This is a genomic window from Actinoplanes aureus (assembly GCF_015704865.1).
In the GTDB taxonomy this organism is placed as follows: domain Bacteria; phylum Actinomycetota; class Actinomycetes; order Mycobacteriales; family Micromonosporaceae; genus Actinoplanes; species Actinoplanes aureus.
The window spans coordinates 399,179-423,309 of sequence record NZ_JADQTO010000001.1 but is presented as its reverse complement, the minus strand read 5'-3'; the positions used below and the strand labels follow the sequence as shown (position 1 = coordinate 423,309).

The 24,131-nt window shown below is 69.6% G+C and carries 16 protein-coding genes; 8 read left to right on the top strand and 8 right to left on the bottom strand.

Features of this window, described 5'->3' with window-relative positions; genetic code table 11:
• The first annotated feature begins 68 nt into the window (after nt 1-68).
• Complete coding sequence (locus tag I4J89_RS01900; protein WP_196412023.1) at nt 69-1,025, top strand: AraC family transcriptional regulator; 957 nt, start codon at nt 69-71, stop codon at nt 1,023-1,025.
• 41 nt (nt 1,026-1,066) lie between these two features.
• Here the strand turns inward: I4J89_RS01900 and I4J89_RS01895 are convergent, their stop codons facing one another.
• Genes I4J89_RS01895 through I4J89_RS01865 form a run of 7 tightly spaced genes read right to left on the bottom strand, consistent with a single transcriptional unit; the run spans nt 1,067 to nt 9,423 of the window.
• A complete protein-coding gene (locus I4J89_RS01895; protein ID WP_196412022.1) occupies nt 1,067-2,647 on the bottom strand; it encodes an FGGY family carbohydrate kinase in 1,581 nt (526 codons plus the stop codon).
• Nucleotides 2,648-2,660: 13 nt separating this feature from the next.
• Nucleotides 2,661-3,404 (bottom strand): pyridoxamine 5'-phosphate oxidase family protein, encoded by a 744-nt coding sequence (locus I4J89_RS01890; protein WP_196412021.1) that lies wholly within the window; start codon nt 3,402-3,404, stop codon nt 2,661-2,663.
• 13 nt (nt 3,405-3,417) lie between these two features.
• Nucleotides 3,418-4,809 carry an NAD(P)/FAD-dependent oxidoreductase gene (locus I4J89_RS01885; RefSeq protein WP_196412020.1) on the bottom strand — a complete coding sequence of 464 codons (1,392 nt, stop codon included), beginning with the start codon at nt 4,807-4,809 and terminating at the stop codon, nt 3,418-3,420.
• A gap of 12 nt (nt 4,810-4,821) precedes the next feature.
• Complete coding sequence (locus I4J89_RS01880) at nt 4,822-6,045, bottom strand: alpha-hydroxy-acid oxidizing protein (RefSeq protein WP_196412019.1); 1,224 nt, start codon at nt 6,043-6,045, stop codon at nt 4,822-4,824.
• Nucleotides 6,046-6,066: 21 nt separating this feature from the next.
• Nucleotides 6,067-7,572 (bottom strand): FAD/NAD(P)-binding protein, encoded by a 1,506-nt coding sequence (locus I4J89_RS01875; RefSeq protein ID WP_196412018.1) that lies wholly within the window; start codon nt 7,570-7,572, stop codon nt 6,067-6,069.
• A 34-nt stretch (nt 7,573-7,606) separates the two neighbouring features.
• Nucleotides 7,607-8,656, bottom strand: coding sequence for an iron-containing redox enzyme family protein (locus I4J89_RS01870; RefSeq protein ID WP_196412017.1), 1,050 nt, complete (start codon nt 8,654-8,656; stop codon nt 7,607-7,609).
• Nucleotides 8,657-8,685: 29 nt separating this feature from the next.
• Nucleotides 8,686-9,423 (bottom strand): HalD/BesD family halogenase, encoded by a 738-nt coding sequence (locus tag I4J89_RS01865; RefSeq protein ID WP_196412016.1) that lies wholly within the window; start codon nt 9,421-9,423, stop codon nt 8,686-8,688.
• Nucleotides 9,424-9,658: 235 nt separating this feature from the next.
• Here I4J89_RS01865 and I4J89_RS01860 point away from each other — a divergent pair, with 235 nt between their 5' ends.
• From I4J89_RS01860 to I4J89_RS01840, 5 genes are all read left to right on the top strand, one after another.
• A complete protein-coding gene (locus I4J89_RS01860) occupies nt 9,659-10,255 on the top strand; it encodes a flavin reductase family protein (protein ID WP_196412015.1) in 597 nt (198 codons plus the stop codon).
• Between the two features lie 69 nt (nt 10,256-10,324).
• A complete protein-coding gene (locus I4J89_RS01855) occupies nt 10,325-12,799 on the top strand; it encodes a non-ribosomal peptide synthetase (RefSeq protein WP_196412014.1) in 2,475 nt (824 codons plus the stop codon).
• Between the two features lie 130 nt (nt 12,800-12,929).
• Nucleotides 12,930-14,822 (top strand): 1-deoxy-D-xylulose-5-phosphate synthase, encoded by a 1,893-nt coding sequence (dxs, locus tag I4J89_RS01850; protein ID WP_196412013.1) that lies wholly within the window; start codon nt 12,930-12,932, stop codon nt 14,820-14,822.
• Nucleotides 14,823-14,991: 169 nt separating this feature from the next.
• Complete coding sequence (locus tag I4J89_RS01845) at nt 14,992-16,596, top strand: condensation domain-containing protein (protein ID WP_230858262.1); 1,605 nt, start codon at nt 14,992-14,994, stop codon at nt 16,594-16,596.
• A 164-nt stretch (nt 16,597-16,760) separates the two neighbouring features.
• Nucleotides 16,761-18,035: a cation:proton antiporter domain-containing protein gene (locus I4J89_RS01840; RefSeq protein WP_196412011.1), complete on the top strand. Its 1,275-nt coding sequence runs from the start codon at nt 16,761-16,763 to the stop codon at nt 18,033-18,035.
• A 50-nt stretch (nt 18,036-18,085) separates the two neighbouring features.
• Here the strand turns inward: I4J89_RS01840 and I4J89_RS01835 are convergent, their stop codons facing one another.
• Entirely contained in the window at nt 18,086-19,390 is a 1,305-nt protein-coding gene (locus tag I4J89_RS01835; protein ID WP_196412010.1) for an MFS transporter, read from the bottom strand.
• Between the two features lie 371 nt (nt 19,391-19,761).
• Between I4J89_RS01835 and I4J89_RS01830 the strand changes: the two genes are divergently transcribed.
• Together I4J89_RS01830 and I4J89_RS01825 are read left to right on the top strand one after the other, a co-directional pair.
• Nucleotides 19,762-22,779 (top strand): non-ribosomal peptide synthetase, encoded by a 3,018-nt coding sequence (locus tag I4J89_RS01830; protein ID WP_196412009.1) that lies wholly within the window; start codon nt 19,762-19,764, stop codon nt 22,777-22,779.
• A 22-nt stretch (nt 22,780-22,801) separates the two neighbouring features.
• A complete protein-coding gene (locus I4J89_RS01825; protein ID WP_196412008.1) occupies nt 22,802-24,118 on the top strand; it encodes an NtaA/DmoA family FMN-dependent monooxygenase in 1,317 nt (438 codons plus the stop codon).
• The last annotated feature ends 13 nt before the right edge of the window (nt 24,119-24,131 follow it).

Genomic DNA, 24,131 nt, shown 5'->3' with positions numbered 1-24,131 from the left:
GACGACCACTTCTCACGGGGGAACGTATGGCCGTTGACCTTGAGCACTCGCTGCTCGGACGCCACCGAGTGATTCACACATCCGACCTGGCCCAGGCGAGCGGTGAGCTCGAGAACGTGTGGGGGCCGCACAAGTTGATCGTCGGCGGCGACCGCCGCACCGACATCCGTCTGCACACCCACCAGTTCCGATCGGTGATGCTCAGCTACGTGGCGTTCGGGACCGACGTGCACGTCCGGCTGGAGCCGGGCCGGCCGTCCTACCTCGTCCACGTACCGCTGAGCGGCCGCGCCAGCGTGCACGACTCGAAGGAACGCCTCGTCATCGAACCCGGTGCGGCGGCGGTGCTGTCCCAGGACGAGCCGGTGAGCATGCGATGCACCGCCGACTGCGGTCAACTCGTCGTGAGCCTGGACGTCGGAAACCTGCGCGCGCACAGCCGGAGCCTGCTGACCTCGCAGCCGCCTGGTCCTCTGCAGTTCGCGATGGCCATGGACGTGACCTCGGGCGCGGCCCGGGACTGGTACCGGGTGCTGCGGTCGTTCGCCGACCTGGCCGACGCCGGTGACGGCATGCTCGATCATCCGCTGATGACGGCGGAGATCGAGCGGGCGCTGATGACCGGCCTCCTGCTCGCCCAGCCGAACACCTACAGCGATGTGCTGTACAAACTGGCCGCCGGCAAGAAGCGCACTCCCGTGGACACCGCCATCCTGCTGATCGACACGTATCCGCAGCGGGACTACACGGTGACGGAACTGGCCCGGGCGGCGGGTCTGAGCGTACGCACCCTGGAACGGCAGTTCCGGCGACGGCTCGGGCTCACCCCGCACGCCTACCTGCGGCACGTTCGATTCGAGCGGGTGCGCAGCGAACTCATGGCTCCGGCCAGCGAGCGCAAGCGCGTCAGTGAGGTCGCCGCCCGCTGGGGGCTGCATCACTTCGGACGCTTCGCCCGCGAGTACTACCAGAAGTACCAGGAGAAGCCCTCGGAGACCCTGCGGCGGATCAACCCGGCGAGCTGAACCGGACGGGACCGCGACGCGAGGTCGCGGTCCCGGACGGCTCATCGGGATCCGTCGGCCCGCCATTCGGCGCCGGTCAGCGTCGCCCAGTGATCGCCGGTCGGCGTGGCCTCTGTGCCGGCCCAACCGTTGCAGCGCTCGATCGCCCGGAGCCAGCCGGCGTGACCGCGCTGCCGTTGATCTTCCATCCACTGCGGAGACCAGCGGTGGTTCTCCCGCCGGGTCGCGGCGATCTCGTCGACGCTCTGCCAGATTCCGGCCGCGAGGCCCGCCGCGTAGGCGGCGCCGAGAGCGCCCACGTCGGCGACATCCGCGGGACGGCTCAGGCCGATCCCGAGGATGTCCGCGTGAATCTGCATGCACATGTCGAACCACGCGCCGTGGCCGTCCACGCGCACCTGCCGCGCGACTGCGCCTGAGCTCTCCTGAATCGACTGGAGAAGGTCACGAGCCTGGTAGGCGAGAGCGTGCAGGGTGGCCCGGGCCACATGGTTCTGACTGTGCCAGGGTTCGAAGCCGACCATGGCGCCACGGGCACCGGGGTCCCGCCTGGGTAGCGTCAGACCGGTGAACGCCGGCACGAAATACATCCCCTCGGGATCGTCCGCGCGGCGGGCCATCGCCTCGACCTCGCCGACACCGCGGATGATGCCGAGCCCGTCGACCAGCCACTGGATGGTGGCCCCGGTGAAGGGGACCAGCGCCTCCAGGGCATAGGTGGTGGGCTCGATGCCGAAGCGGTAGGCGACCGTGGTGAGCACGTTCTCGCCCGCGTCGGCTCGGGCGGTGCCGGTGTTCAGCAACAGGGTGCTGCTCGCCTCGCAGTTGTACCGGGCCTGACCGCGCCGGAAGCACTGCTGGCCGACCAACCCGGCCTGTTTCCCGGCCAGTACGGCGCCGATCGGCACCTCGGCACCGAACGGCCCGGACGCCGTGGTGGCACCGAACGCGCCCTGCGCCGACGAGGGCAGGATCTCCGGAAGCATGGCCGGTGGCACCCCGAACAGAGCGAGCAACTCCTCGTCCCAGTCCTCGGTGTCCAGGCTCATCAGCATCGTGCGGCTGGCGTTGGTGACGTCGGTGACGTGCCGGCCACCGGCGGTACCGCCGGTCAGATTCCAGATCAGCCAGCTGTCGAGCGTGCCGAAGAGCGCTTCGCCGGCCTCGGCATCCGCCCTGGCCCCGGCCACGTTGTCGAGAATCCATTTGATCTTGCCGGCGGCGAACAGCGCGTCGGGCGTCAGGCCGGTCTTTTTCCGGATGATCGCCGCCTGGTCACCCAGTGCGACGATGTGCCCGCCGGATCGCCGGTCGAAGCCACCGATCGCCGGGTGGTACGGCTGACCCGTGCGCCGGTTCCAGACAACGGTCGTGTCCCGCTGGTTCGCGATGCCCAGAGCCGCCAGATCAGCGGCCGACACGGCCGGCCCGGCGAGCGCCGCCGTGACGGACGCCTGGGCCGCCTGCCAGATCTCGCCGGGGTCGTACTCCGTCCGGTCCGGTTCCGGAGAACTGCGGCCGTACCCGGTTTCGTGGCGTGCCACCTGGACGCCGGCGGCGTCGTACACGATGAATCTGACGCCCGTCCCGGTCAGGTAGAGCGAACCGATCAACTCACTCATCACCCCTCCTCGGTCAGTTCGCCGGCCGGGCCGGCGGCGCCGGCACGGTGCTCATGGCCTCGTCGGTCACCGGGAAGGGGCCGCGGTAGCCGTCGACGATCGGCGGCATGGTCACCTCCGCCGGAAGGTCCGGTGCGGATCGTGCCTCCAGCGCGACCTGGCGCAGGGGTACGAACCCGGCCCAGCATCCGCCCTGGAGGTCGGCCGGCTCGAACTTGCTCTGCTCCTCGCGGCGGATCTTGCACGACACCTCCTCCAGGTCGACCGCGACCACGGCGACGGAGGCGAACTCCTGCCGGGTGGGCGGCCGCGCCTGGGCACTGCGCCCGGTGGCGACGTGCTCCAGGATGGCGGCGAGCCCGGTCATCCGCTCCTCGTCGTCGGTCACCAGCCGGATCTTGCCGTGGACGACGACACTGCGGTACGCGACCGAGTGGATGAGCCAGGCACGTGCGAACACCAGGCCGTCCAGGTGGGTCACCGTGACGCAGACGTCCGCCTGCTCCGCGCCCAGCCGCGCGAACCGGCCGGCGCGGGAACCGTGCAGGTAGAGGGTCTCGCCCAGCCGGGCGTACACCGCGGGAAGTGCGGACGGGGCGCCGTCCAGGACGAACGCCACGTTCGCGACGAGGCCCGCGTCGAGAACGCCGTGCACGGCGTCGCGGTCGTATCGGACGCGCTCGCGGTAACGGATCGGGACGGTTCGAGGAGTGACGGCGTAGGTGTCCTCGAGAATCTCGCTGTTCAGGTCTACCATCGTCGTTCCTTCCTCACTCGCTGGTGTCGTGCAGCCGCACGCTGGGTTCCATGGTCATGTACATGCCTTCGATCGTGTTGGCCACGGAATCGGCCAGGAGCGTCCATTCCCGCGACTGGCTGTGCACGCGGGTGGGCGGCACCGCCCCGGGCTGCTCGCCTCCGTGCAGCGCCTGCTCGATGGCCTGGTACGCGTCCGCCGTGGTCGCGTCGGCCAGGTCCTCCACACCGGCGATGATGCTCAGGAAGGCCTCGTGGATGTGCAGGCGCCGCTGCTCGCCCCGGGTGAGGGACTGCCCGCGGTAGAAGTAGTCGTCCTTGCCCCGGTAGCTGTCGTAGAAGACCGAGACGAGAACCAGGAGCCGCTCGTACGAATAGCGGTATGCGGTCTCGTAGAACTTGAGTCCCCGCTTCTCGGACACGTCGCCCTGCACGATCGACGTCACGGTGGCGGCGGCGAGCATGCCGCTGAACGTGGCCAGGTGCACACCGGTGGACAGCAGCGGGTCCAGGAAGCAGGCGGAGTCACCGGAGATCAGGTAGCCCGGTCCGGTGAAGCTGTCGGCCACGTACGAGTAGTCGGTCTCGGTGTGCATCTTGGACACCCGCTTGGCGCCGGCGATCGTCCGCTCCACCAGCGGATGCGAGTGGACGGCCTGGTTGTAGATCGCCTCGACGTCCGCGGGTGACTTGCGCCGCTCGTAGAAGCTCTTCTTGTCGGTGACCAGCCCGATGCTGGTGATGCCGTTGTGCAGCGGGATGATCCAGATCCATCCCTCTGGAACGCTGCAGACCGAGACCGCCCCATCGGGTCCCTCCGGGATGTCGTGCGCGCCCTTCCAGTAGGACCAGACGCCGATGTTGCGGAAGACGTCGTGCATCCGGCGGTTCTTGAAGTATTTCTGGGCCAGCAGGCCGGCCCGGCCGGACGCGTCGATCAGGTAGTCGAACTCGATCTCGCCGGTCTCACCGTCGGCGTTCTTCCACTGCGCCGCCACGGCCCGGTCGCCGTCGAAGCGGACCTCGGTGACCCGGTGTCCCTCGTGTACCTCGACGCCTTCTTCCCGCGCGTGATCCAGCAGGATCTTGTCGAAGTCGGCGCGGGTCACCTGCCAGCTGTGCTTACCGCCGGGTACGTCGGTGAACGGGAGGTCCCATTTCTCGTCGCCCCACTCGTAGTAGGAGCCGGCCTTGTGGCGGAAGCCGAACTCGTTGAGCTTCTCCGACACGCCGAGCAGGTCCATCATGCGTACGACGGACAGCGAGAGTGACTCGCCGACGTGATACCGGGGGAAGAAGTCGCGCTCCAGGATTGTCACGTCGACGTTGTTGCGGGCGAGGAAGGTGGCCGCGGTGGAGCCGGAAGGTCCCCCGCCGACCACAAGAACCGTACTCGAACGTCGCATGTGGGATGCCTTTCAGCTCGGGCGGCGATCATGATGGGTGTCTCCCGCTTCCCGCGGGCGCGCGTGGTACGCGGGCTCTACGCACCGCCGGAGCTCGCCGACGGTGCCGGCGCCGAGCATGAGCACGGTCAGCTCCAGCTCGGCGAGAACGGCTTCGAGCACGTGCCGTACTCCGTTGGCGCCGTCGATGGCGAGCCCGTAGATCCAGGGGCGGCCGAGGAGCACCACGTCGGCACCCAGGCCGAGCGCGATGCTGGCGTCCGCGCCGGTGCGCACCCCGGAGTCGAACAGCACCGGCACCCGGCCGGCGACGCGTGCCGCCACGTCGGGCAGGGCATCCAGGGCGGCACGTGATCGGTCGACCTGGCGCCCACCGTGGTTGGACACCACGATGCCGTCGGCGCCGTGCTCGATCGCCAGGTCCGCGTCGTCGGGGTGCAGGACTCCCTTGACCAGGATCGGGAGGTCGGTCACGGTGCGCAGCGTGGCGAGGTAGTCGAACGACAGGTGAGAGTGGCCGAAGACCTCGCGCCATCTGGTCGCGAGGTTCTCGTTCCACTCCTTGCTGCCGTGCGGTACGTCGGACGGGAGCGGGCGGCAGAACTCCGGGTCGGCGAGGAACGTGCCCATGCCGTGGCCCCGGAGAAACGGGTCGTACGCGTAGTCGAGGTCGGCCGGCCGCCACCCCCGCGTCCACGAGTCGATGGTGACCACGATGGTCTGGTAGCCGGCCTTCTCCGCCCGCTGGACCATGGATACGGCCAGTGCCTCGCTCTTCGGCGGGTGCAGCTGGAACCAGAGATTGGCCCCGGGCGCCTCTTCCGCCACCTCCTCCAGCGACAGTGAGGAGGAGTTCGACAGGATCATGCCGAGCCCGAGATCGCGTACGACCTGGGCGGCGGGCGCCTCGCCGCGGGCGTGCGCGAGTCCGGCGAGCCCGATGGGTGCCAGCATCAGCGGCGCGGTGAGTGTGGTGCCGAACAGCTTCGTGGTGAGGTCGGCGGTGTCGATCCCGGTCAGCATGCGCGGAACCAGTTCCCACCGGTTGAAGGCCCGCCGGTTGGCGGCCAACGTCCGTCCGCTGCCCGCACCGCGAGCGATGAAGGACCAGACCTCGGCAGGCAGGTGCTCGAGAGCGGCCTGCTCCAGGTGCTCAGGGTTGGCGGGCATACGCGGCACCTGGCCGGCCAGGCCGGCCGCGAATGTCGCGTCGCGGTTGGGAAACCACCGATGCATGTTCTCTCCCTTGGACGTCGTTCAGATGCCCAGCGACGAGGTCGCCGTCGGCTTGCCGCGGATGTCCCGGCGCCGTCCCGGCCGGGGTGGATGCGTGTTCCGCGGGCACATGTCCCGCACGATGTGTTCGGCTCGTGCGCTGATGCCGAGCAGTGAGCCGGCGTTGGCGTAGTAGACGTCGCCGGCTGTGGGGTGGCCGAGGGCGTAGAGGCCGTCCGGCGCGCCCTGGATCCGGTTGGTGTCGAAATCGATGTGCACGCCCCCGCACGGGTGCGGGCGCGCGAGGCCCCGGCCGGCCAGCCGGGCCAGCAGCCTGCCGGGTGGTTCGCCGTCGTCGTAGTGGGTCGCCCGGACCGCGTTGAGCAGGGTGCGTGTCCGGTACGTGCGACCGCCTGCCGCCACGACGAAGCCGTCCCGGGCGGGTGTCACGCCGGTGACCCCGGCGATCACCTCGACCCGCCCGTCGGAGACGGCCTGGAGCAGCGTGGCCGCGGTGGACGGGGGCATCGGGTTGAGCACTTGCGAGACGCGAGGGTTGACGCGCTCGAGGAAGTGTCGCCGGGTCACCATGGGCAGCCGTTGCCACAGGAGCTCGCCGACCGGGTCCAGCAGCGTGAGAAGACCCGCCCGCCAGCACGTCGGGTCATCGACCCGGTCCAGGTGCCGCCGCAGCCGGTCGGCCGGGCGTTCACCGGGTGTGAGGTCGAGAGCGACCTCGGTCAGCTCCGCCTGCCGGAGAACGAGGTGGCGGCGCAGCGTCCGCCGGGTCGCACTCCAGAGCCCGGCCGGTGGCGTCCGGCGGACCACCCTCGTCAGCTCCTCGACCGCCTCGGGGGCGGCGGTCGCGACCGGCCCTCGGACGCTGGGCACCAGGCCACGGCGCGACATGAGAAGGATCGGGGCGTTCCGGCCGCGGCGCAGGAGCGCGGTGGTGAGATCCATCGCGGTCAGGTTGGTGCCGAGGACGGTGACCGGCCCGTCCGTCCCGACATGCTCCGGCAGCGGGTACGGATCGGCCAGGAATCCGGGCAGCCCGCGCAACCGGTACGGGTCGGCGGGCCGCGGCGTGCCCAGGCACAGGACGACGGCGTCGTACGCCCGCGCCTGGGTCACCGAGGTGGCGACGATGAACCCGCCGTCCTGGTGGATGATGTCGTCGACGGTCGCCCGGTGGAATTCCACCCGCACCCCGCGTGCCGCCAGCCGCGCCAGCAGCTCGCCCAGGCGGGCCCGGAGGTACGCGCCGAACAGCCACCTCGGCTGGAAACGCGCCTCCGGATCCACCGCCGCCACATGACCCTGCCGGGTCGCCGCCTTCAGCCAGTCCACGAAGTCCAGCGGCTCGGTGTGCCGGATCGACATCCGGTCGGCGGGACGGTTGATCAGCGCCGCGTCCGGGTCCTCGCCGTAGGGCCGGCCGGGACCGGGCACGAGCCTCGGCTCGTACACGCTGATCTGCAGGGGTGACCGGACTCCGGCGCGGTCGATGGCATCGAGCAGCAGGACGGCCGTGGCGCCTCCGCCCACGATCGCCAACCGTGATCCGCTGAGCCCGCTCACGTCATCGGTCAACGTCGAGGGTCTTCTGGAGGGCGTTCAGGTACGACGTCGAGGTATCCAGCCGGAGCTGGGTGCCGAGGGCGACGTCGTACGCGCACCCGGGCTCGCGCGCGACCGCGGGCGCCACGATGTTCTTGAACCACGACGGTCCGTGCCGGGCGTCGACCTGGATGTGCATGTCGTGGTACCGGTACGCCGACTTGTCGATGCCGAGCCGTTTGGCGCCGATGACGAACGACCGGAACCGGCGTGGCGTCAGGTACTCGGTCACGCCGAAATACCCGATGGCGCGGTAATAGTGGCGCTTGGACAGCGCCAGCGCGGCCGACAGGTTACCGCAGACCGTCGCCTCCAGAATGATGTTGTCGGCGATGAAGGCGGGCGTGACACCGAGCGCGTCCAACGTCTCGGAGAAGACCGAGGTATGGATGTCGGCATCGGTGCCGTTGCCGAGTTCGTCCCAGAGATTGCTGACCAGCTCCATCTTCTCCGGTCCGGTGGTGCCCCGGATCAGCAGAGCCAGGATGTCGTCGAACCTCGGGTCGAGAACGGTTTCCTGAGCCAGGTAGAACCGCACGTCCGGTATCGTCGCCCGATTTTCCAGGAAATCGCGATAGAACGGGTGGTCACTCGCCGAGTGCCGGCTGATGAACTGGCGGTACCAGGGCAGGAATGCTTGTGGATCATCCGGTACGGTGCTCAGACTGTCCTGATCGGACCGCGTCACGAGGTCATCGATCATCGCATTCTCGAAAACTTCCCGGACGTCATCGAGCATACTTTCGAGCGAACTGTTGGCCTGCTCGAGGGACGGCAGCGAGAAGTACCAGTCGTAGAGCTTCGCCAGGACCGCGTGCGCCTGTCGTACCGCGCTTTCCTCGTGGTCCGAGAATGCGCGGTCCGCCAACAACCGCGAGGCGTCGACGAGGTTCTGCCGATACTGCCGATCGGCTGCCCTGTTATTGAGGGCCTCGGTATCGCCGCAGACCGTCATCTTGTCCAGTACACCGATGATGTCGATGCCGCCGCGAACTTCACGAGTGGTGCTCATCGAAGCTTCCTTCCGCTGCGGATCCTGCACTAGGCGAACATTGCGTGCATGGTCTCGTGAGTGGCGTCCTTCTTGGTGTCGGACTCACTCGCCCAGCACGTGTTGAGAATGATGCGGGTAGCCGCACTCTTCAGCGGAATGGTGCGGTGCAGAGTGGTGTCCGACCGCAGGAAGTACAGATCCCCGGTGGCGTTGGCGTACGTGCGGATGGGGTGTTCCTGCAAATATTCGTGCACCCGCGGGTTCTGCTTGTCCCAATTGGTGTGAGGGACGCACTGGAGCATTCCGCCGACTTCCGGTGACGGCGCCTCGATGATCCAGATGACGGTGAAGCTGAAGTCGCCCCAGTGCCAGCCGTGCGTGTCTCCCGGTTGGTCCTGGCGGATGATGACGAACTTCTCGCCGTCCCACGGGCAGATGTGCACGTCCGCCTGGGCGATCTGGCCGAGGACGTTCCGCAGGCTCGGGGAGTTGTAGACGGCCGGGATGAGCTCCGACTCGCGGGCGATGACATCGGCGCTCACCGTGTGCATCTTCCGAGGAGAGTTCCCGGTCTCCTTGAGCTCGATGTCGATGCGCCGGCTGTTGGTGTCGAGCAGCGACTTGACCTCCTCGGTCACCTGAGCGAACAGGCTGTCCGGGACCAGGCCGCGAAGCTTGACATAACCTTCCCGGCGGAATTGCTGCGACTTCCTGAGAATGTCTTGCTCTTCCCCGTACTCCTTGATGTGGTTGGCAAGCGCGGCTTCATCGAAATTGAAAGACATGCCTTGCTCCTTCGGTTCAGCCCCGCCTTCGACGGCAATAAGAAGTGCCGTCGCAGTGGCGGCAGGCGGCCAGGACCCGTGAATTCGGATTGTTGACGAGGGCCAGCGTATGAGAGACCCAGACCCCGATCAATCCGAATCTCGCATCATCGCTATCCGTTTCCCGGCAGGGCCGTACTAATGGTGGCCGGGCCATGGTCGGACAAGGTGTACTCACTGCCGATAGGAGGACTTCATGAGCGCAGTCACGCCGGATCCGCCGCTGGATCCTCGAGATTTCCGGGCTCTGTTCCGCCGGCAGGCCGCCGCCGTCGCCGTGGTGACGGCGGCCGCTGAACTGCCGGTCGGCTTCACCGTCACGTCATTGACGTCGGTCTCGCTGCATCCGCCGTTGGTCTCGTTCTGTATCGCCCGCGTCTCGTCGAGCTGGGCCCGGATGAAACGGGCACGGTACGTCGCCGTGCACCTGTTGTCGGACGAGCAGGAGGATGTGGCCAGGCACTTCGCCACCCCGGGTATCGACCGCTTCGCCGACACCCGCCGATGGCGCACCGGACCGTACGGGGTGCCGTTGCTGCACGACGTACTCGCCTGGCTGGTGTGCCGCATTGTGGATAGGACACCGGCCGGTGATCATGAAATCGTTTTGGTGGAACCGTTCGCGGGTGACTATCTCGACGACGGCGAGCCTCTGCTGCGCCACATGGGGAAATACACCGCTGTGGCCCGTACGGCCGAAGTGCCGGCGCCGCGCGCGGGCGACGGTCGCGATTCCTTCGCGGACTTGTCGAAAAATGGAACCCGGCTCGACACAAAAGAATTCAGGCATTGACACGCCTAATGATATTGATATTTTGGTTCGGGGCCGGAGCACGGGATGGCCAGCTTGAAAGGAGCCGGGGTGGAAAGTGAGGACGGGCGTCCGGACCGGACGACATTGTCGGCCGAGGCGAATACGGGGACGCCAACGGACGACGTGCACTCCGCCGTGGCCCTGCCCGTACGGGGCGGCGACCCGTCCGCGGAAGGCGATGCCCCGAGTTCCGTGCGCCGCCTCCTCGACGAGCGGCTCACCGCCCGGGTCGACGCCTTCTGCGAAACGACCGCATACCTGCCGGCCGAGGTCCTGCTCGCCGGGAGTGTGGCCACCGTGGCGTTCTGGGCGAACCAGCCGGTGCTGACCGTCGGCGTCGCCGACCGCGCCGCCGGTCCGTATCGAGGCGTCCGGCCGTTCCGGGTCTCCCTCGAGGGGGAAGTCACCTTCGCCGGCCTGGTGAGCTCGTTGCGTCCCGGTGGGGGATACCAGCCGTCCGCGCAGATCGTCTTCGCGTACGGCGCCGGCGACGAGGGCGACGGCGATGTGCCGGGCGCGTCGCCGGAGCTGAGCCTGCGGTGGCGGCGAAGCGGCGCGACGCTCGAACTGGTCCTGCGCGCGCCGTCCTCCCGATACGGCGCCCGGGATCTCGAGGAACTGGCGGACAGACTGGTGACGCTGCTGGACGCCGCGCTGACGCGTCCGGACACCGCTCTGGAAAATCTGCCGTTCCTGACGGCCGATGAGGTCGCGAGCATCGCGGGTCGGTGGCAGGGGCCGGTACGCCGGCTGCCGGCCGGCACCACGCTCGAGCGGATCGCCGCCGTGTCGGCGTCCATGCCCACGGCCACGGCGGTCGTCGGTGCGTCCGGCTCGCTGACCTACGCCGAGGTGATGGCTCAGGCCGGGGAGATCGCCCGGCAGCTGGGCGAGCTCGGCATCCGCGACGCTCAGGTGGCCGTCCGCCTCGACCGTGACATGTACTGGGTCCCGGCGATCGTCGGTATCTGGCTCGCCGGCTGCGTGTACGTGCCCCTCAACAACGACTGGCCGGCCGCCCGGGTGGAGCTGGTCCTGGACGACGCGGACGTCCGCTGCGTCCTGGTGTCCGGCCGGACTCGCCAGCTCGACGGGCTGGGGGACCGGCCGGTGATCGAGCTGCCGGTCTCCGCCGGACCGGCCGGCCCGGCGGTGGTGGACGGTGCGGGGGACGCGGCGTACGTACTCTTCACGTCCGGCTCGACCGGGCGCCCGAAGGGCGTGATGGTGGGGCACGCGGCTCTGCGTAACCTGCTCGATGCGACGGCACAGATCTTTCAGCTGGGCCCGGGCGACCGCATGCTGGGCGTGGCCGCACCGACGTTCGACATCTCCATGGCCGAGTTCGTGCTCCCGCTCACGGTGGGTGCCGTGTGCGTGATCGCGGACGACGAGACGGTCCGCGATCCGGCACTGCTCGGTGAGCTGATCAGGCGGCACCGGATCACCGTCGCCCAGGCCACTCCGAGCCTGTGGTCGTTGCTGGCGGAGCACGTACGGCCGTACCGGATACCGGTGGCGCTGGCCGGTGGCGAGGCGGTCACCGGCGACCTGCGCGACATCCTGTGCGAGCTCGCCGAGCGAGCCCTCAACGGCTACGGGCCCACGGAGACGACCGTCTACGCCACCGTGTGGGAGATGGTCGCGGGTTCCCCGGTCTCCGTCGGCCGGCCGCTGCCCAACGTCCGGGCCTGGGTCTTGGACCACTGGCGGAGGCCGTGCCCGGTCGGCACGGTCGGTGAGCTGGTGCTCGGCGGGGCCGGCGTCGGGATCGGATATCTACACCAGCCCGAGCGCACCGCCGAGGTCTTCCTGCCGGGCATCCCGGGCCTGGAGGACGGGCGGGTCTACCGCACCGGCGACCTAGCGTCATGGGGCCCGGACGGCCGGCTGTACGTGCACGGTCGCATCGACGATCAGATCAAGGTGCGCGGAGTACGGATCGAGCCCGGCGAGGTGGAGGTCGCCATTCGGGCGGTGGAGGGCGTGCGCGACTGTGCGGTGGTCGGTTACCGCCACAGCGGCGTGGCCGGTCTGGCCGCGTTCGTGGTGCCGGCCGCGGCCCGGCCCGGTGAGGACCTGGACGAGGAGCTCGAAGCCGCGATCCGTACCGAAGTCGGAGAGACGCTGCCGCACTACTTCCGGCCGCAGCTCTATTTCGGCATCGCGAGCCTGCCCCGGTCGACCAGCGGCAAGCTCGACCGGTTGACGCTGAGCGAGCTGGTGGGACGCCGGCTCGCCGATCGGGCCCAGGCCCGTACCGATTCGGCGCAGCCGTCGAACGACCGGGTCGGTGAATTGTGGCAGGAGGTGCTGGGAGTTCCGGCCATCGACGGCGGGAGTCACTTCTTCGCACTGGGCGGCGACTCATTGAGTGCGATGCGCGTCGTCGCTCGGATCAATCGTGCCTACGGCACCCGGCTCGCCATTCTCGATCTTGTGCAGAATCCGGTGCTGCACGCCTTCAGCCGGTTGGTGAATGAGGCTTCAGACAACCGCGTGGACAAGGTGTCGTCGAGATGAGCGGCAGGCGCGGCACAAGGAACGTCCTGAATTTCCCGGCGGTAGGCTTCCCGGCGACGCGTGTGCCGGGAAGCCTCCGCCACCACCGGCACTGGTGACGTGGACGTTCAGCGCTGAACAAGGGAGAGTCATGGCGACCGTTCTGTCAACGATTCGTGAACCGCGAGACCTGGACGGGCTCAGCCCCGCGCAGCTGGAGACCCTGGCCGCCGAGATCCGGGAGCACCTCATCGTGGGCGTGTCCGCCGCCGGCGGGCACCTCGGCTCCAATCTGGGTGTCGTCGAGCTGACCATCGCCCTGCACCGGGTGTTCGAGTCGCCCCGCGACCGGATCGTCTTCGACGTCGGCCACCAGGCGTACGTGCACAAGCTGCTCACGGGGCGTCAGGACTTCTCCATGCTGCGCCGCAAGGGCGGGCTCTCCGGTTACCCGGCGCGTGCCGAGTCACCGCACGACATCGTCGAGAACCAGCACGCCTCCACCGCTCTCTGCTGGGCCGACGGCCTGGCCAACGCCCGGGATCTGACCGGTGTGGACGGCCACGTGGTCGCGGTCATCGGCGACGGCGGGCTTACCGGCGGCATGGTGTGGGAGGCGCTGAACAACATCGCCGCCGCCAAGGACCGGCCGCTGGTCATCGTGGTCAACGACAACGGCCGGTCCTACCAGCCGACCATCGGTGGCCTGGCCGACTACCTGGCCCGGGTGCGTACCGCACCGGACTACGAGAAGGTCCTGCAGTGGGGCCGGTCGGTGCTGGAGAACACGCCGCTGTTCGGCCGGCAGGTGATGGCCGTCGCGCACGGCGCCAAGAAGGGGCTCAAGGACGTCCTGGTCCCACAGGGGATGTTCGAGGATCTGGGCCTCAAGTACATCGGGCCGATCGACGGGCACAACGAGGCGGACCTGGAGGCCGCGTTCGAGCGGGCGAAGGGTTTCCCGGGACCCGTGATCGTGCACTGCATCACGGAAAAGGGCCACGGATATCCCGAGGCCGAGCAGTCCGACGAGCGGTATCACCAGGTCAAAGCGACGAACGCAGCGCCGCCCGGTGCGGGGAACTGGACCAACGCCTTCGCCGGCGAGATGGTCGCGCTCGGTGCTGAGCGACCCGACATCGTGGCCATCACGGCGGCCATGCGGCGGTCGACCGGCCTGGAACCGTTCGCCGAGCTCTTCCCGGACCGGTTCTTCGACGTCGGCATCGCCGAGCAGCACGCTGTCGCCTCGGCGGCCGGCCTGGCCACCGCCGGCCTGCACCCGGTCGTCGCTGTGTACGGCACGTTTCTCACCCGGGCCTTCGACCAGCTGCTGATGGACGTGGCGCTGCACCGCTGCGGGGTGACGTTCGCGCTCGACCGCAGCGGCGTCACCGGCGAGGACGGCGCGTCCCACAACGGTGTGTGGGACCTGGCCGTGTTGCAGGTCGTGCCGGGACTGCGGATGGCCGCTCCCCGGGATGCCGCGCAGCTGCGAGCTCAGCTCCGTGAGGCGGTGGCGGTGTCGGACGCGCCGACGGTGGTCCGCTATCCGAAGGGCGACGCCGGTGCGCCGATCCCGGCCGTCGACCGCGTGGGCGACATGGACCTGCTCCGGCGGCCCGACCCGGCCGAGCAGGCCGAAGTGCTGATCGTGTCGGTCGGCGGGATGGCCGAGGTCTGCTGCGCGGTGGCCGACCAGCTGACCGCCGGCGGTCACCCGACCACCGTCGTCGACCCGCGCTGGGTGAAGCCTCTCGATCCGGCCCTGCCCGGGCTTGCCGCCGGACACCGCCTGGTCGTCACGGTGGAGGACGGCGTGCGTGCCGGCGGGGTCGGCGCCGCGGTCGGCCAGGCGCTCGCCGACGCGAACGTCTGGCGGCCGGTGCGCAGCTTCGGCACGCCCGTGGCCTTCCTCGACCACGCCAGCCGCGGCCAGGTGCTCCAGCACTGTGGGCTGACCGCGAGGGACATCACTGACCAGGTCGAGGCGACGCTGACCACTCTCGACCGGACTGACGCCACCGTTGCTATGTCCGGGTAAGTCCGGGCGGAGACAAAGGGGATGCTGATGGTGTGTGCCGTACCGATGGGCCCGAGGCCGGGGCGCCTCGCCGGGTGCTCCGGCGAGCCGGTGATACCGGTCGTACTGACCGCCCACAGCCATCCCGCCGAGCGGCGCCGGGGGCCGCAGCACGAAGAGAGCCGTGGCGATGTCTGCTGAGGCGCCGAGCACGTGGGTCGAGGAGGAGTTCGGCCGCGTTCTCGGCGTCGCGGCCGCCCCCCACGATGACTTCTTCGCCCTGGGCGGCACGTCACTGTCGGCGGCCAAGCTCGCCATGCGGCTGTCGGCCCGCTCCGGCCGGGCGGTGAGCATCGCCGACGTGCTGCGCGGCCGTACCCCGGGTGCCCTCGCCACGAGGATCATGCAGGCGAACGAGCTGCGCGCGGAGCCGGACGCGACCGCGGTGACCGGAGAAGCCCGGCTGGCCCGTTCCCAGCGGTGGTACGGCTGGACATACCGGGGCGACGCCCTCGACCGCGCCGTGGTGTGTTTCCCGATCGAACTGCCGGACGGTACGGACGCCGCGGGCGTGCGGGCTGCGCTGATCACGATGGTGCGGCGGCATGACGCCCTGCGGATGGGCCTGACCGTCACCGGCGACGACCTGACACCGCACCTTCTGACCACCGACCAGGTCGCATCCCTGCTCAGTGGCGGCGACGGCCCGGGACTGCTGCGGGTGATGGAGACCGACGCGCGGGGTGAGCAGCTGGCGCAGGTGGTGGCGCAGACGCACATGCGCGAGCACGCCCGCGGCCTGGTGGTCGGCGACCATCCGCTGTTCCGCGCCGTCCTGGTGCGGGGCGCGGGCCCGGACGGGCGGCGGCCGTGCCGGCTGGTGTTCACCGCCCACCACCTCATCTTCGATGGTGCCTCCGCGACGATTTTCGAACGGGAGATCCGGGCGGCGTGCCGCAATCCGGATGGTCTTCCCAGGTCGCCCGCCTCGTACCACCAGTTCGCGATGGAACCGGATGAGCCGGCCGGTGGGGCGGCGGAGCGGTGGTGGCGCGGTTATCTGAGCGGCTTCGAGGGCCGTTGCCATCTGGCCAGGCGGCACGCCGGCGATGATCCGCCCACCTGGGTCACCGGCCGGACGGTGCCGGAGGATTCGATGGCTTCCCTGGTGCTGCGCGCCAAGGAGTCCCGGGTGCCGATATCCACCCTGCGACTGGCCGGCCTGCTCGTTCTCGTGCACGCCCTGTGCGACACGTCGGACGCGGTGGTCTGCATGCCGGTGGACGAGCGCACGTGGGTCTTCGAGAACACCATCGGAATGATGATCGACTGCGTACCGCTGCGGCACCGTGCCAGGGCCGGGGAGTCGTTGCGCGAGCTGATCGACACACTCTCCACGGACCTGCCGCAGGTGATGGAACACCGCAAACTCGGGTTCGACCGGATAGCGCGGGGAACCGGTGCGGATGTCGAAGGGAAATACCCCCTCACCGGCGTCATCCTGAACGGCGGGGATCAGACCGATTTCCCCTCGCGGCGGGACGTGCCGCGGAGCGAGCCGGTGTCACGACCGATGCTCTACGACCTGCAGGTGTATTTCCTGGATTCTCCGGACCGCGTCGACGTGGAGATCCAATATCGGTCGGAATTGTTTGACCCGACGGAGGCCGAGCGCGTGCTCATGGCCTATGAATACGTATTGTCCCGGCTGGCGGAGTCCGGTGCGGACGCGGTCCTGGACGTAGCGGGCGAGGCGCGCCGTAGGCTCGCGATAAAGATTGACGGAAATCAATAAAATCAGCTAAAATCGACTAACGTTTGCGTGATGATCGCGCATCGTTGCATCGGCGGTTGCCAGCGGGGCGTCATAACCCATGCGCCTGCCGCGCGCGGTTTCCATAAACGGGGAATCCGTGAATCATTCCTGCTCGAAATGTCTCGATCAGTGCGAGGTTCCCGGTGTCGACTCATCAAGTCACATTTCTCCTTCTCGATCTTGCCCTGATTCTTCTATTGAGCCGGGCCTTCGGCGCCCTGGCCGCCAAGCTCGGGCAACCTCCGGTCATCGGCGAGGTGATCGCCGGTATCCTCGCCGGTCCGACCCTGCTCGGCAGTGACCTGTCCACGACCCTGTTCCCGACGGAGATCCGGCCGTCCCTGGCCGCCCTCGCCAACATCGGCGTCGCCATGTTCATGTTCATGGTCGGTCTCGAGCTGAACCGTCGTGTTCTACGCAGGCAGGGCGCCATCGCCGTCACCGTGTCGGTGAGCTCGATCGTCCTGCCGCTGGGCCTGGGCATCGCGCTGGCCACCTTCCTCTGGAGCCGGCACCCCACCGACCACAGGCTCGGCTTCCTCCTCTTCGTCGGTGCGGCCATGTCGGTGACCGCCTTTCCGGTGCTGGCCCGCATCCTCACTGACCGTGGCCTGACCCAGACCACGCTCGGTGGGCTGGCCCTGGCCTGCGCGGCCATCGACGACGTGCTGGCCTGGACCCTGCTGGCCGCGGTCATCGCCATCGGCGGGGCCGGCGGATCGGACTCACTTCTGCTGTTGCTGGTGGTGCCGTATCTGGCGGTCATGCTCGGCGTGGTGCGGCCGCTGCTGCGGCGGATGCTCGCCCCGGCTGCGAAGCTGACACCCGGTCGCCTCACCGCCGTCTTCATCGGTGTGCTGTTGTCGGGCGCGGCCACCGAATGGATGGGTCTGCACTTCCTGTTCGGGGCGTTCCTGTTCGGCGTGCTGATCCCCCGGGACGGCACCGAGCGCCTGCGCGGTGAGATCCTGGGCACCGTCGAACGGTTCAACGGGACGCTACTGCTGCCGGTCTTCTTCGTGGTCGCCGGTTTCCGGGTGGACCTGTCCGGCATCGGCGCCGCGGGTCTGGTGGAGTTGGCGCTCATCATGCTCGTCGCGGTGTCCGGCAAGTTCGGCGGCGCGTACGTGGCGGCTCGGCTCCACCGGCTGCCGCCGCGGCAGTCGGGGATGCTCGCCACGCTGATGAACACGCGCGGGCTCACCGAGCTCATCATCCTGACCGTCGGCCTGCAACTCGGCCTGCTCGACCAGGACCTCTATTCCATGATGGTGGTCATGGCCGTGGTCACGACGGCGATGGCCGGCCCCCTCCTGCGGTTGTTCGGGCACACCGGCGTCGCGGACCGGCACGAGCCGGAGCCCGATCGGGTCGCGACCGCCGGCAAGTCGGTGACCGGCGCACCGGACCCGGTCTGACCGGTGACCGCCACGGGCCCGCGCACCCCGGGTGCCGGCCGGCACGGCCGTCACCCGACGGTGTCGCCGATCGGCTCGTTCCCCGCCCGGGCGTGCGAGCGGGCCCAGCGGCGCTCGACGATCGCACCGGCGAAGCTCGCCGCCGTGACGAGCAGGCCGAGAGCGATCCAGCCGAACGCACCCACGTTGATGCACAGCGCGATGACGATCACTGGCGCCAGCGCCTCGACGAAACCCTGCCCGAGGCCGATGACGCCCTGGTACTGACCCTGAGCCTCGGGCCGGGCCAGCGCGAAGGAGAGCTCGAACGTGCCGGCGACCTGCCACACCTCGGCCAGCGAGTGGACCAGGACGCCGGCCAGCAGCAGCGCCACGGCGATCCCCGCGGACGGGCCGGACGCGGCGGCCATGAGGATCCACGCCACCAGGAAGACCGGGCCGGAACGCGCCAGGAGCCGGGCCGCCGGGCGGGGGCCGTTGATCGACCTGGTCGCCGGGATCTGGGTGAGGGCGACGGTCACCGCCGCGAGGAAGAGCAGCAGCGCCACCATCCACCGTGGCGCCTCGGTGCGGAGGACGATCCACAGGGGGAGCGCTTGCAGGAGGATCCAGTACTGCAGGCTGGCGATCGACGTCGCGGCGGTCAGCGCCAGGTAGTGCCCGTCGCGCAGGGCCAGCCAGCGCGGGGACGTCGAGCCGCGACCGCTCTCCGGTGCCGTGCGGGTCGGGACGAGATGCGGCAGCCGCGCGAGAATGGCGGCGGCGACCAGGAACGTGGTCGTGTCGGTCAAGATCATGATCACGTAGGCCGCGCGGTTGTCGACGGCCAGGACGACCGCGGAGGCGAGCATCCCGATCGCGAGCCCGACGTTGGTCACCGCCCGGAGGTAGGTGCGCAACACCGCGCCCTTGCCCGGCTCGGCGAGCACGCCGATCACCGCGCCACGGGCGCTGTTGGTGCCCGCGCGGCCGACGGCGGCCAGCGCGGCCACCACGAGCAACGGCCACAGACTGTGCACCAGCAGCAGGCTCGCGCTCGCCGCGGCCTCCAGCAGCATGGCGGCGATCATGACCTGTCGCGCGCCGCGGCGGTCGGCCTGGTCACCGATCAGGACCCCGGCGCCGAACCCGATCAGCGATCCGACGGTGAGGCCGACGCCGGCGGCGGCCGGGCTCAGGCCGACGGATCTGATGAGGAAGATCGTGCCCGCGGACAGGAACATCCCGGTACCGATGGTGTTCACCAGCGTCGACATCGCCAGCAGTCGCTGGCGGTGATCCTCCGGCGGGCGCAGCTCGGCGCGGAGCCGGGACAACTGGTTCACCACGGTGAGCCGGCCGGCTCGACGAAACACTTCATGACCCCCGCTGATGGTCGGTCCGGAATGACGTCGCCGGCCCGGACGCCACGGCCGGTAGGGCGATGTCGTAATTCGGATAGGGAATGCATGGCCGGTGCGCCATAAAACGTCAAATGGGCCTCTGTCCACTTCGCTCAAACAGCTTCCGGCATCGGCAACCATGCGTCAAGAAGCGGTCGTACGGGTCCGGGGCGTCGCACATTACGGCGCTCATGTGGTTGTGGCCGGGAATTGGCGTCTGGTAAATTCCGCTAGATAGCAGCGGATCAATACCCTCGCGTCACTATTCTCAAGTGCCCGGTGCGTCATCGCCTTTCTCGATTGAGGATTCGCCGTGCCGGCCGGCACGTCATGGGGGAGTGAATATGCGGCAGGATCGCGGCCCGGCGCAGGACGTCGTCGGCCTGGTTCGCGCCCAGGTGGAGCGGGGCCCCGACCGGCCGGCCGTGCGCTGGCGCGCCGAGTCCCTGACCTACGGCGACCTGTGGCGCCGGGCCGGCGTGATCGCCGCACGGCTGCGGGACCGAGGCGCCCGCCACCGTGACGTGGTGGGCATCTGCGCGCTGCGCTCCGCCGATCTCGTCGTCGGCGTCCTCGGCATTCTGCGCGCCGGCTGTGCGTACCTGCCGCTGGACGCCGGCTATCCCCCGCAGCGCCTGGCGTTCATGCTCGATCGAGCGAGTGTGGCGGTGCTCATCGGGCATCGGGAGGTGGCCGGGGCGCTGGCCGGCGAGCGGCCGTTCATTCCGCTCGACGACCGTGGTCCGGCGGCAGCCCCGCCGGACGACCCGCCGATCGCGGCCGACGACATCGCCTACGTCATGTTCACCTCCGGCTCGACCGGCACGCCGAAGGGCGTGATGCAGACGCACGGCGCACTCGCGAACCTCGTCCGGTGGCAACTGGCCGACTCCACGGTGGCCGAGGGCGAGGTCACCACTCAGTTCGCGCCGATCTCCTTCGATGTGTCCTTCCAGGAGATCTTCGCGACGCTGGCGGCCGGCGGCGTGCTGCTCGGCCTGGACGACGCCGAGCGCCGCGATCCGGTGCTGCTCTGGCGGCGGCTGGCCGACGAGCGGGTCGCCCGGCTGTTCCTGCCGTTCGTCATGCTGCGGACCATGGCTCTGTTCGCCGCCGAGCGGCCGGCCGATCGGATGGTGCTGCGCGAGGTCATCACCGCCGGCGAGCAGCTGCGCTGCGACGACGAGATCAAGCGGATGTTCGCCGGACTGCCCGGGTGCCGGCTGGTGAACCAGTACGGGCCGACCGAGACGCACGTCTGCACGCGGTACCTGCTGCCCGCGGATCCGGCTGACTGGCCGTTGCTGCCGTCGATCGGAACGCCGATCGACGGCGTCCGGGCGCACGTTCTGGACGCCGGCGGCCGGCCGGTCCCGGACGGGGAGCCGGGCGAGCTGCACGTCGCCGGCGTCGCGGTGGCCCACGGATATGTCGGCCGGCCCGATCTCACCCGGCAGCGGTTCCGCGCCGAGCCGGGCGGGCCGGGCCGGATGTACGCCACCGGCGACCTCGTCGAACGGCGCGACGGCCAGTTGTACTACCTGGGCCGCGACGACGACCAGGTCAAAATCAACGGCATCCGCGTCGAACCGGCGGAGGTGGAACGGGAGCTGCTGGCCGTTCCCGGCGTGCGGGAAGCGGCCGTCGTCGCCTCCCGCACGGACGCCGTGACCCGGCTCGTCGCGTTCGTCACCGGCGATCTCGACGCGGCGGACGACGCGGACCTTCGCCGCCGGCTGGCCGGATCCCTTCCCAGCCACCTCGTGCCGCATCGGATAGTCACTCTGCCGGCGCTGCCCCTCACACCGAGCGGGAAGGTCGACCGGAACACGCTCGCCGGCGCCGCGCCGGAAAGAGCCGGCGCGGTGCCGGACAGCGCCGGCACGCTGCCGGACAGCGCCGGCTCGGCCGGATCCGCCGCCGACGTCACCGAACTCGCGGCGATCTGGCACGCGGAACTGGGTTCGGTCGACGAGCGGGCCGAGGACCTGCGGGCAGGCGGCGTGGACTCGCTCGCCGCGGCCCGGATCGCCGCGCGCATCGCCAAGCGGTTCGGCGTGCTCGTTCCCGTCGACCGCCTGCTGGACGCCGGCTCCCTCGACCACCTCGCCGCGATCGTCGCGTCCAGCCCGCCGGTGGCGTCTCTGTCGGGCGACGCCCCGGTCGGCCCCCGGCCGGTGACCGCGATGCAGCGGCAGGTTTTCATCGACGAGATGTGGCAGGGCGGCCCGACCCACTGGGTGCTGGCCGAGCTGGACATCACCGGCCCGTTCGACCCGGCCGCCGCGGAGTCGGCGATCCGGGCGCTCGCCCGTCGCCATGCCGCGCTGCGCACCCGGTTCGACTTCACCGGCCCGGACATCACGCAGGAGTACGTCGCCGACGCCCAGCCCGTCGTCGCGCACACCACGTCGGCCGACCTCGCCACGCTGCGCGAACGGCGCCTAGCCGAGGTGTACGAGTTCGGGTCGGTCGCCACACCGCTGGCCGACATCGTCCGGCTCGACGACCGGCACCACCGGATCCTGCTGCGGATGCATCACGCCTACTGCGACGGCTGGTCGATCCCGATGCTGTTCGACGAGTTCGCCGCCCTGTACGGCGGTGCGAGCCTGCCGGACGCTCCCCAGCCCTGGCACCTGCATGCGGGCGACGACGTCCACGACCGCGATCTCACGTACTGGCTGAAGTGCCTCGCGCCGGTGGCCGGCCGGCCACCTGTCGACTGGGGTCGCTCGCGTGGTCCGTCGGCGGGGCTGCGGCGGATGCCGGTCGCCCTGGACGCGGACGACGTGGCCGCCGTCCGGAAACGGGCCTGGGAGGCGCGGTCGACGCCGTACGCGGTGCTGCTGGCCGCCTGGGCCGGTCTCTTCGGCGGCGAGGGGAACGAGGTGTGTGTCGCCGTCGCGGTGTCCACCCGTGCCACGGCGCAGGACGCGGGGTGTGTCGGTCTCCACCTCAACACTCTGGTCCTGCCGCTCGCGACCGGCGCGGACACCGTCACGGCCCACGTCGAGCAGGTGCAGCGGGACGTGGCCGAGGCCCGCCGGCACTGCACCGCGCCCCTGCCGGACATCCTGCGGGGTCTCGGCGTCGAGCTGCCGGTCGACCACCATCCGCTCGCCCAGATGCTCTTCGTCCTGCAGCCGCCCGGGCCTCGGCAGTGGACCTTCCCGGACGGCGCTCGCGCGGAGCTGGTGCTGGATGTCGGCGTTGTCGAGACCACCAGGTTCGACGTGGTGGTCAACCTCGACGACCGCGGCGACCGGATCTCCGGCTGGATCGACTACGACCCCGGCGCGGTCGACGGGGAGCACATCAACACGCTGACGCGGCTCTGGCTGCTAGCTCTGAGAAGTTGACGCCGGCCCGGAGGGGGAGATCATGAACCGTCATCGACGGCAGATGCGGACGATGCTGGTGATCGGCAATGTGGGACAGCATCACGGTGCGTGGCGGGAGCCGGACAGCGGCATCGAGGACGCCGACTCCCTCCGCTTTCACCTGGAGGTGGCGCGGCGCGCGGAGGCGGCGATGATCGACGCGGTCTTCATCGCCGACCACCTCTCCATGCTGGGGCGCGAGGCGTACGCCCCGGCGCAGCACCTCGAACCGTTGACCCTGTTGTCCGCGCTCAGCGCCGGAACCGAGTCGATCGGCCTGGTCGGTTCGATGAGCACCACGTTCAGCGAGCCGTTCAACCTGGCCCGGCAGTTCGCGTCCCTCGACCATCTCAGCGGTGGGCGTGCCGGCTGGAACGTCGTCACCTCCGCCTTCGGCGAAGAGAACTTCGGCACCGACCCGCTGCCCGCGCATGACGTCCGGTACGCGCGCGCCGCCGAGTTCGTCGAGGTGGCCAAGGCGTTGTGGCACAGCTGGGCTCCGGACGCGCTGGTCCTCGACAAGCAGACCGGTACGTTCGCCGCCGCGCAGAAGGTGCAGCCGATCAACTTCTCCGGCGAGTACTTCACCGTCAAGGGGCCGCTGAACATCCCTCGGCCGCCGCAGTCCTATCCGGTGTTCGTCCAGGCCGGCACCTCAACGGACGGCATCAACTTCGCCGCCCGGCACTGCGAGGTCGTCTTCTCCGCCCAGCAGGGCATGGCCGCGGCGAAGGAGTACTACGACAGGATCAAGTCGGGTGCGGTCGCTGCCGGGCGCGACCCGGACTCGATCAAGGTGCTTCTGGGCGTCAGCCCGATCCTGGCAGCCACCACCGAGGCGGCTCACGAGCGGCGGCGATATCTGGCCCGGCTGCTCAATCCGCAGTTCGCCCGGCAGTTGGTGGGCTTTCAGCTCGGCGGGGTGGACCTGTCCGAGTACGGCATGGACGAGACGCTGCCGGTGAGCATCCTGCCGGGCCCGACGGCCGTGAACCGCCGGAAGGGCCGCTTCGATCTCTACCGACGGCTGATCGAGGAGGGCCGGACGCTGCAGGACCTGGTCGAGATCGAGGCCACCGCGGCGGGCCTGCAGGTGCTGGTGGGCGACCCGGAGTCGACGGCCCGCCAGATGGTCGAGTACTTCGAAGCGGAGGCGGCCGACGGTTTCATGCTCATCTGCCCGTCACACCGGGTCGACGGCCCGCTGCTGTTCGACGAGGTGCTCCCGATCCTGCGCGACTGGGGCTACCTGCCCACCGCGTACCGCGGCACCACGTTGCGAGAGCATCTGGAGCTGCCGTTCCCAGACGGTCGATGAGCCCGCGGGCTGG

Bases quoted from the DNA above. Each gene is read 5' to 3' on its own strand.
- I4J89_RS01895 (WP_196412022.1), bottom strand. From the start codon at position 2,647: ATGAGTGAGTTGATCGGTTCGCTCTACCTGACCGGGACGGGCGTCAGA.
- I4J89_RS01890 (WP_196412021.1), bottom strand. From the start codon at position 3,404: ATGGTAGACCTGAACAGCGAGATTCTCGAGGACACCTACGCCGTCACT.
- I4J89_RS01885 (WP_196412020.1), bottom strand. From the start codon at position 4,809: ATGCGACGTTCGAGTACGGTTCTTGTGGTCGGCGGGGGACCTTCCGGC.
- I4J89_RS01880 (WP_196412019.1), bottom strand. From the start codon at position 6,045: ATGCATCGGTGGTTTCCCAACCGCGACGCGACATTCGCGGCCGGCCTG.
- I4J89_RS01870 (WP_196412017.1), bottom strand. From the start codon at position 8,656: ATGAGCACCACTCGTGAAGTTCGCGGCGGCATCGACATCATCGGTGTA.
- I4J89_RS01865 (WP_196412016.1), bottom strand. From the start codon at position 9,423: ATGTCTTTCAATTTCGATGAAGCCGCGCTTGCCAACCACATCAAGGAG.
- I4J89_RS01860 (WP_196412015.1), top strand. From the start codon at position 9,659: ATGAGCGCAGTCACGCCGGATCCGCCGCTGGATCCTCGAGATTTCCGG.
- dxs (WP_196412013.1), top strand. From the start codon at position 12,930: ATGGCGACCGTTCTGTCAACGATTCGTGAACCGCGAGACCTGGACGGG.
- I4J89_RS01845 (WP_230858262.1), top strand. From the start codon at position 14,992: ATGTCTGCTGAGGCGCCGAGCACGTGGGTCGAGGAGGAGTTCGGCCGC.
- I4J89_RS01830 (WP_196412009.1), top strand. From the start codon at position 19,762: ATGCGGCAGGATCGCGGCCCGGCGCAGGACGTCGTCGGCCTGGTTCGC.
- I4J89_RS01825 (WP_196412008.1), top strand. From the start codon at position 22,802: ATGAACCGTCATCGACGGCAGATGCGGACGATGCTGGTGATCGGCAAT.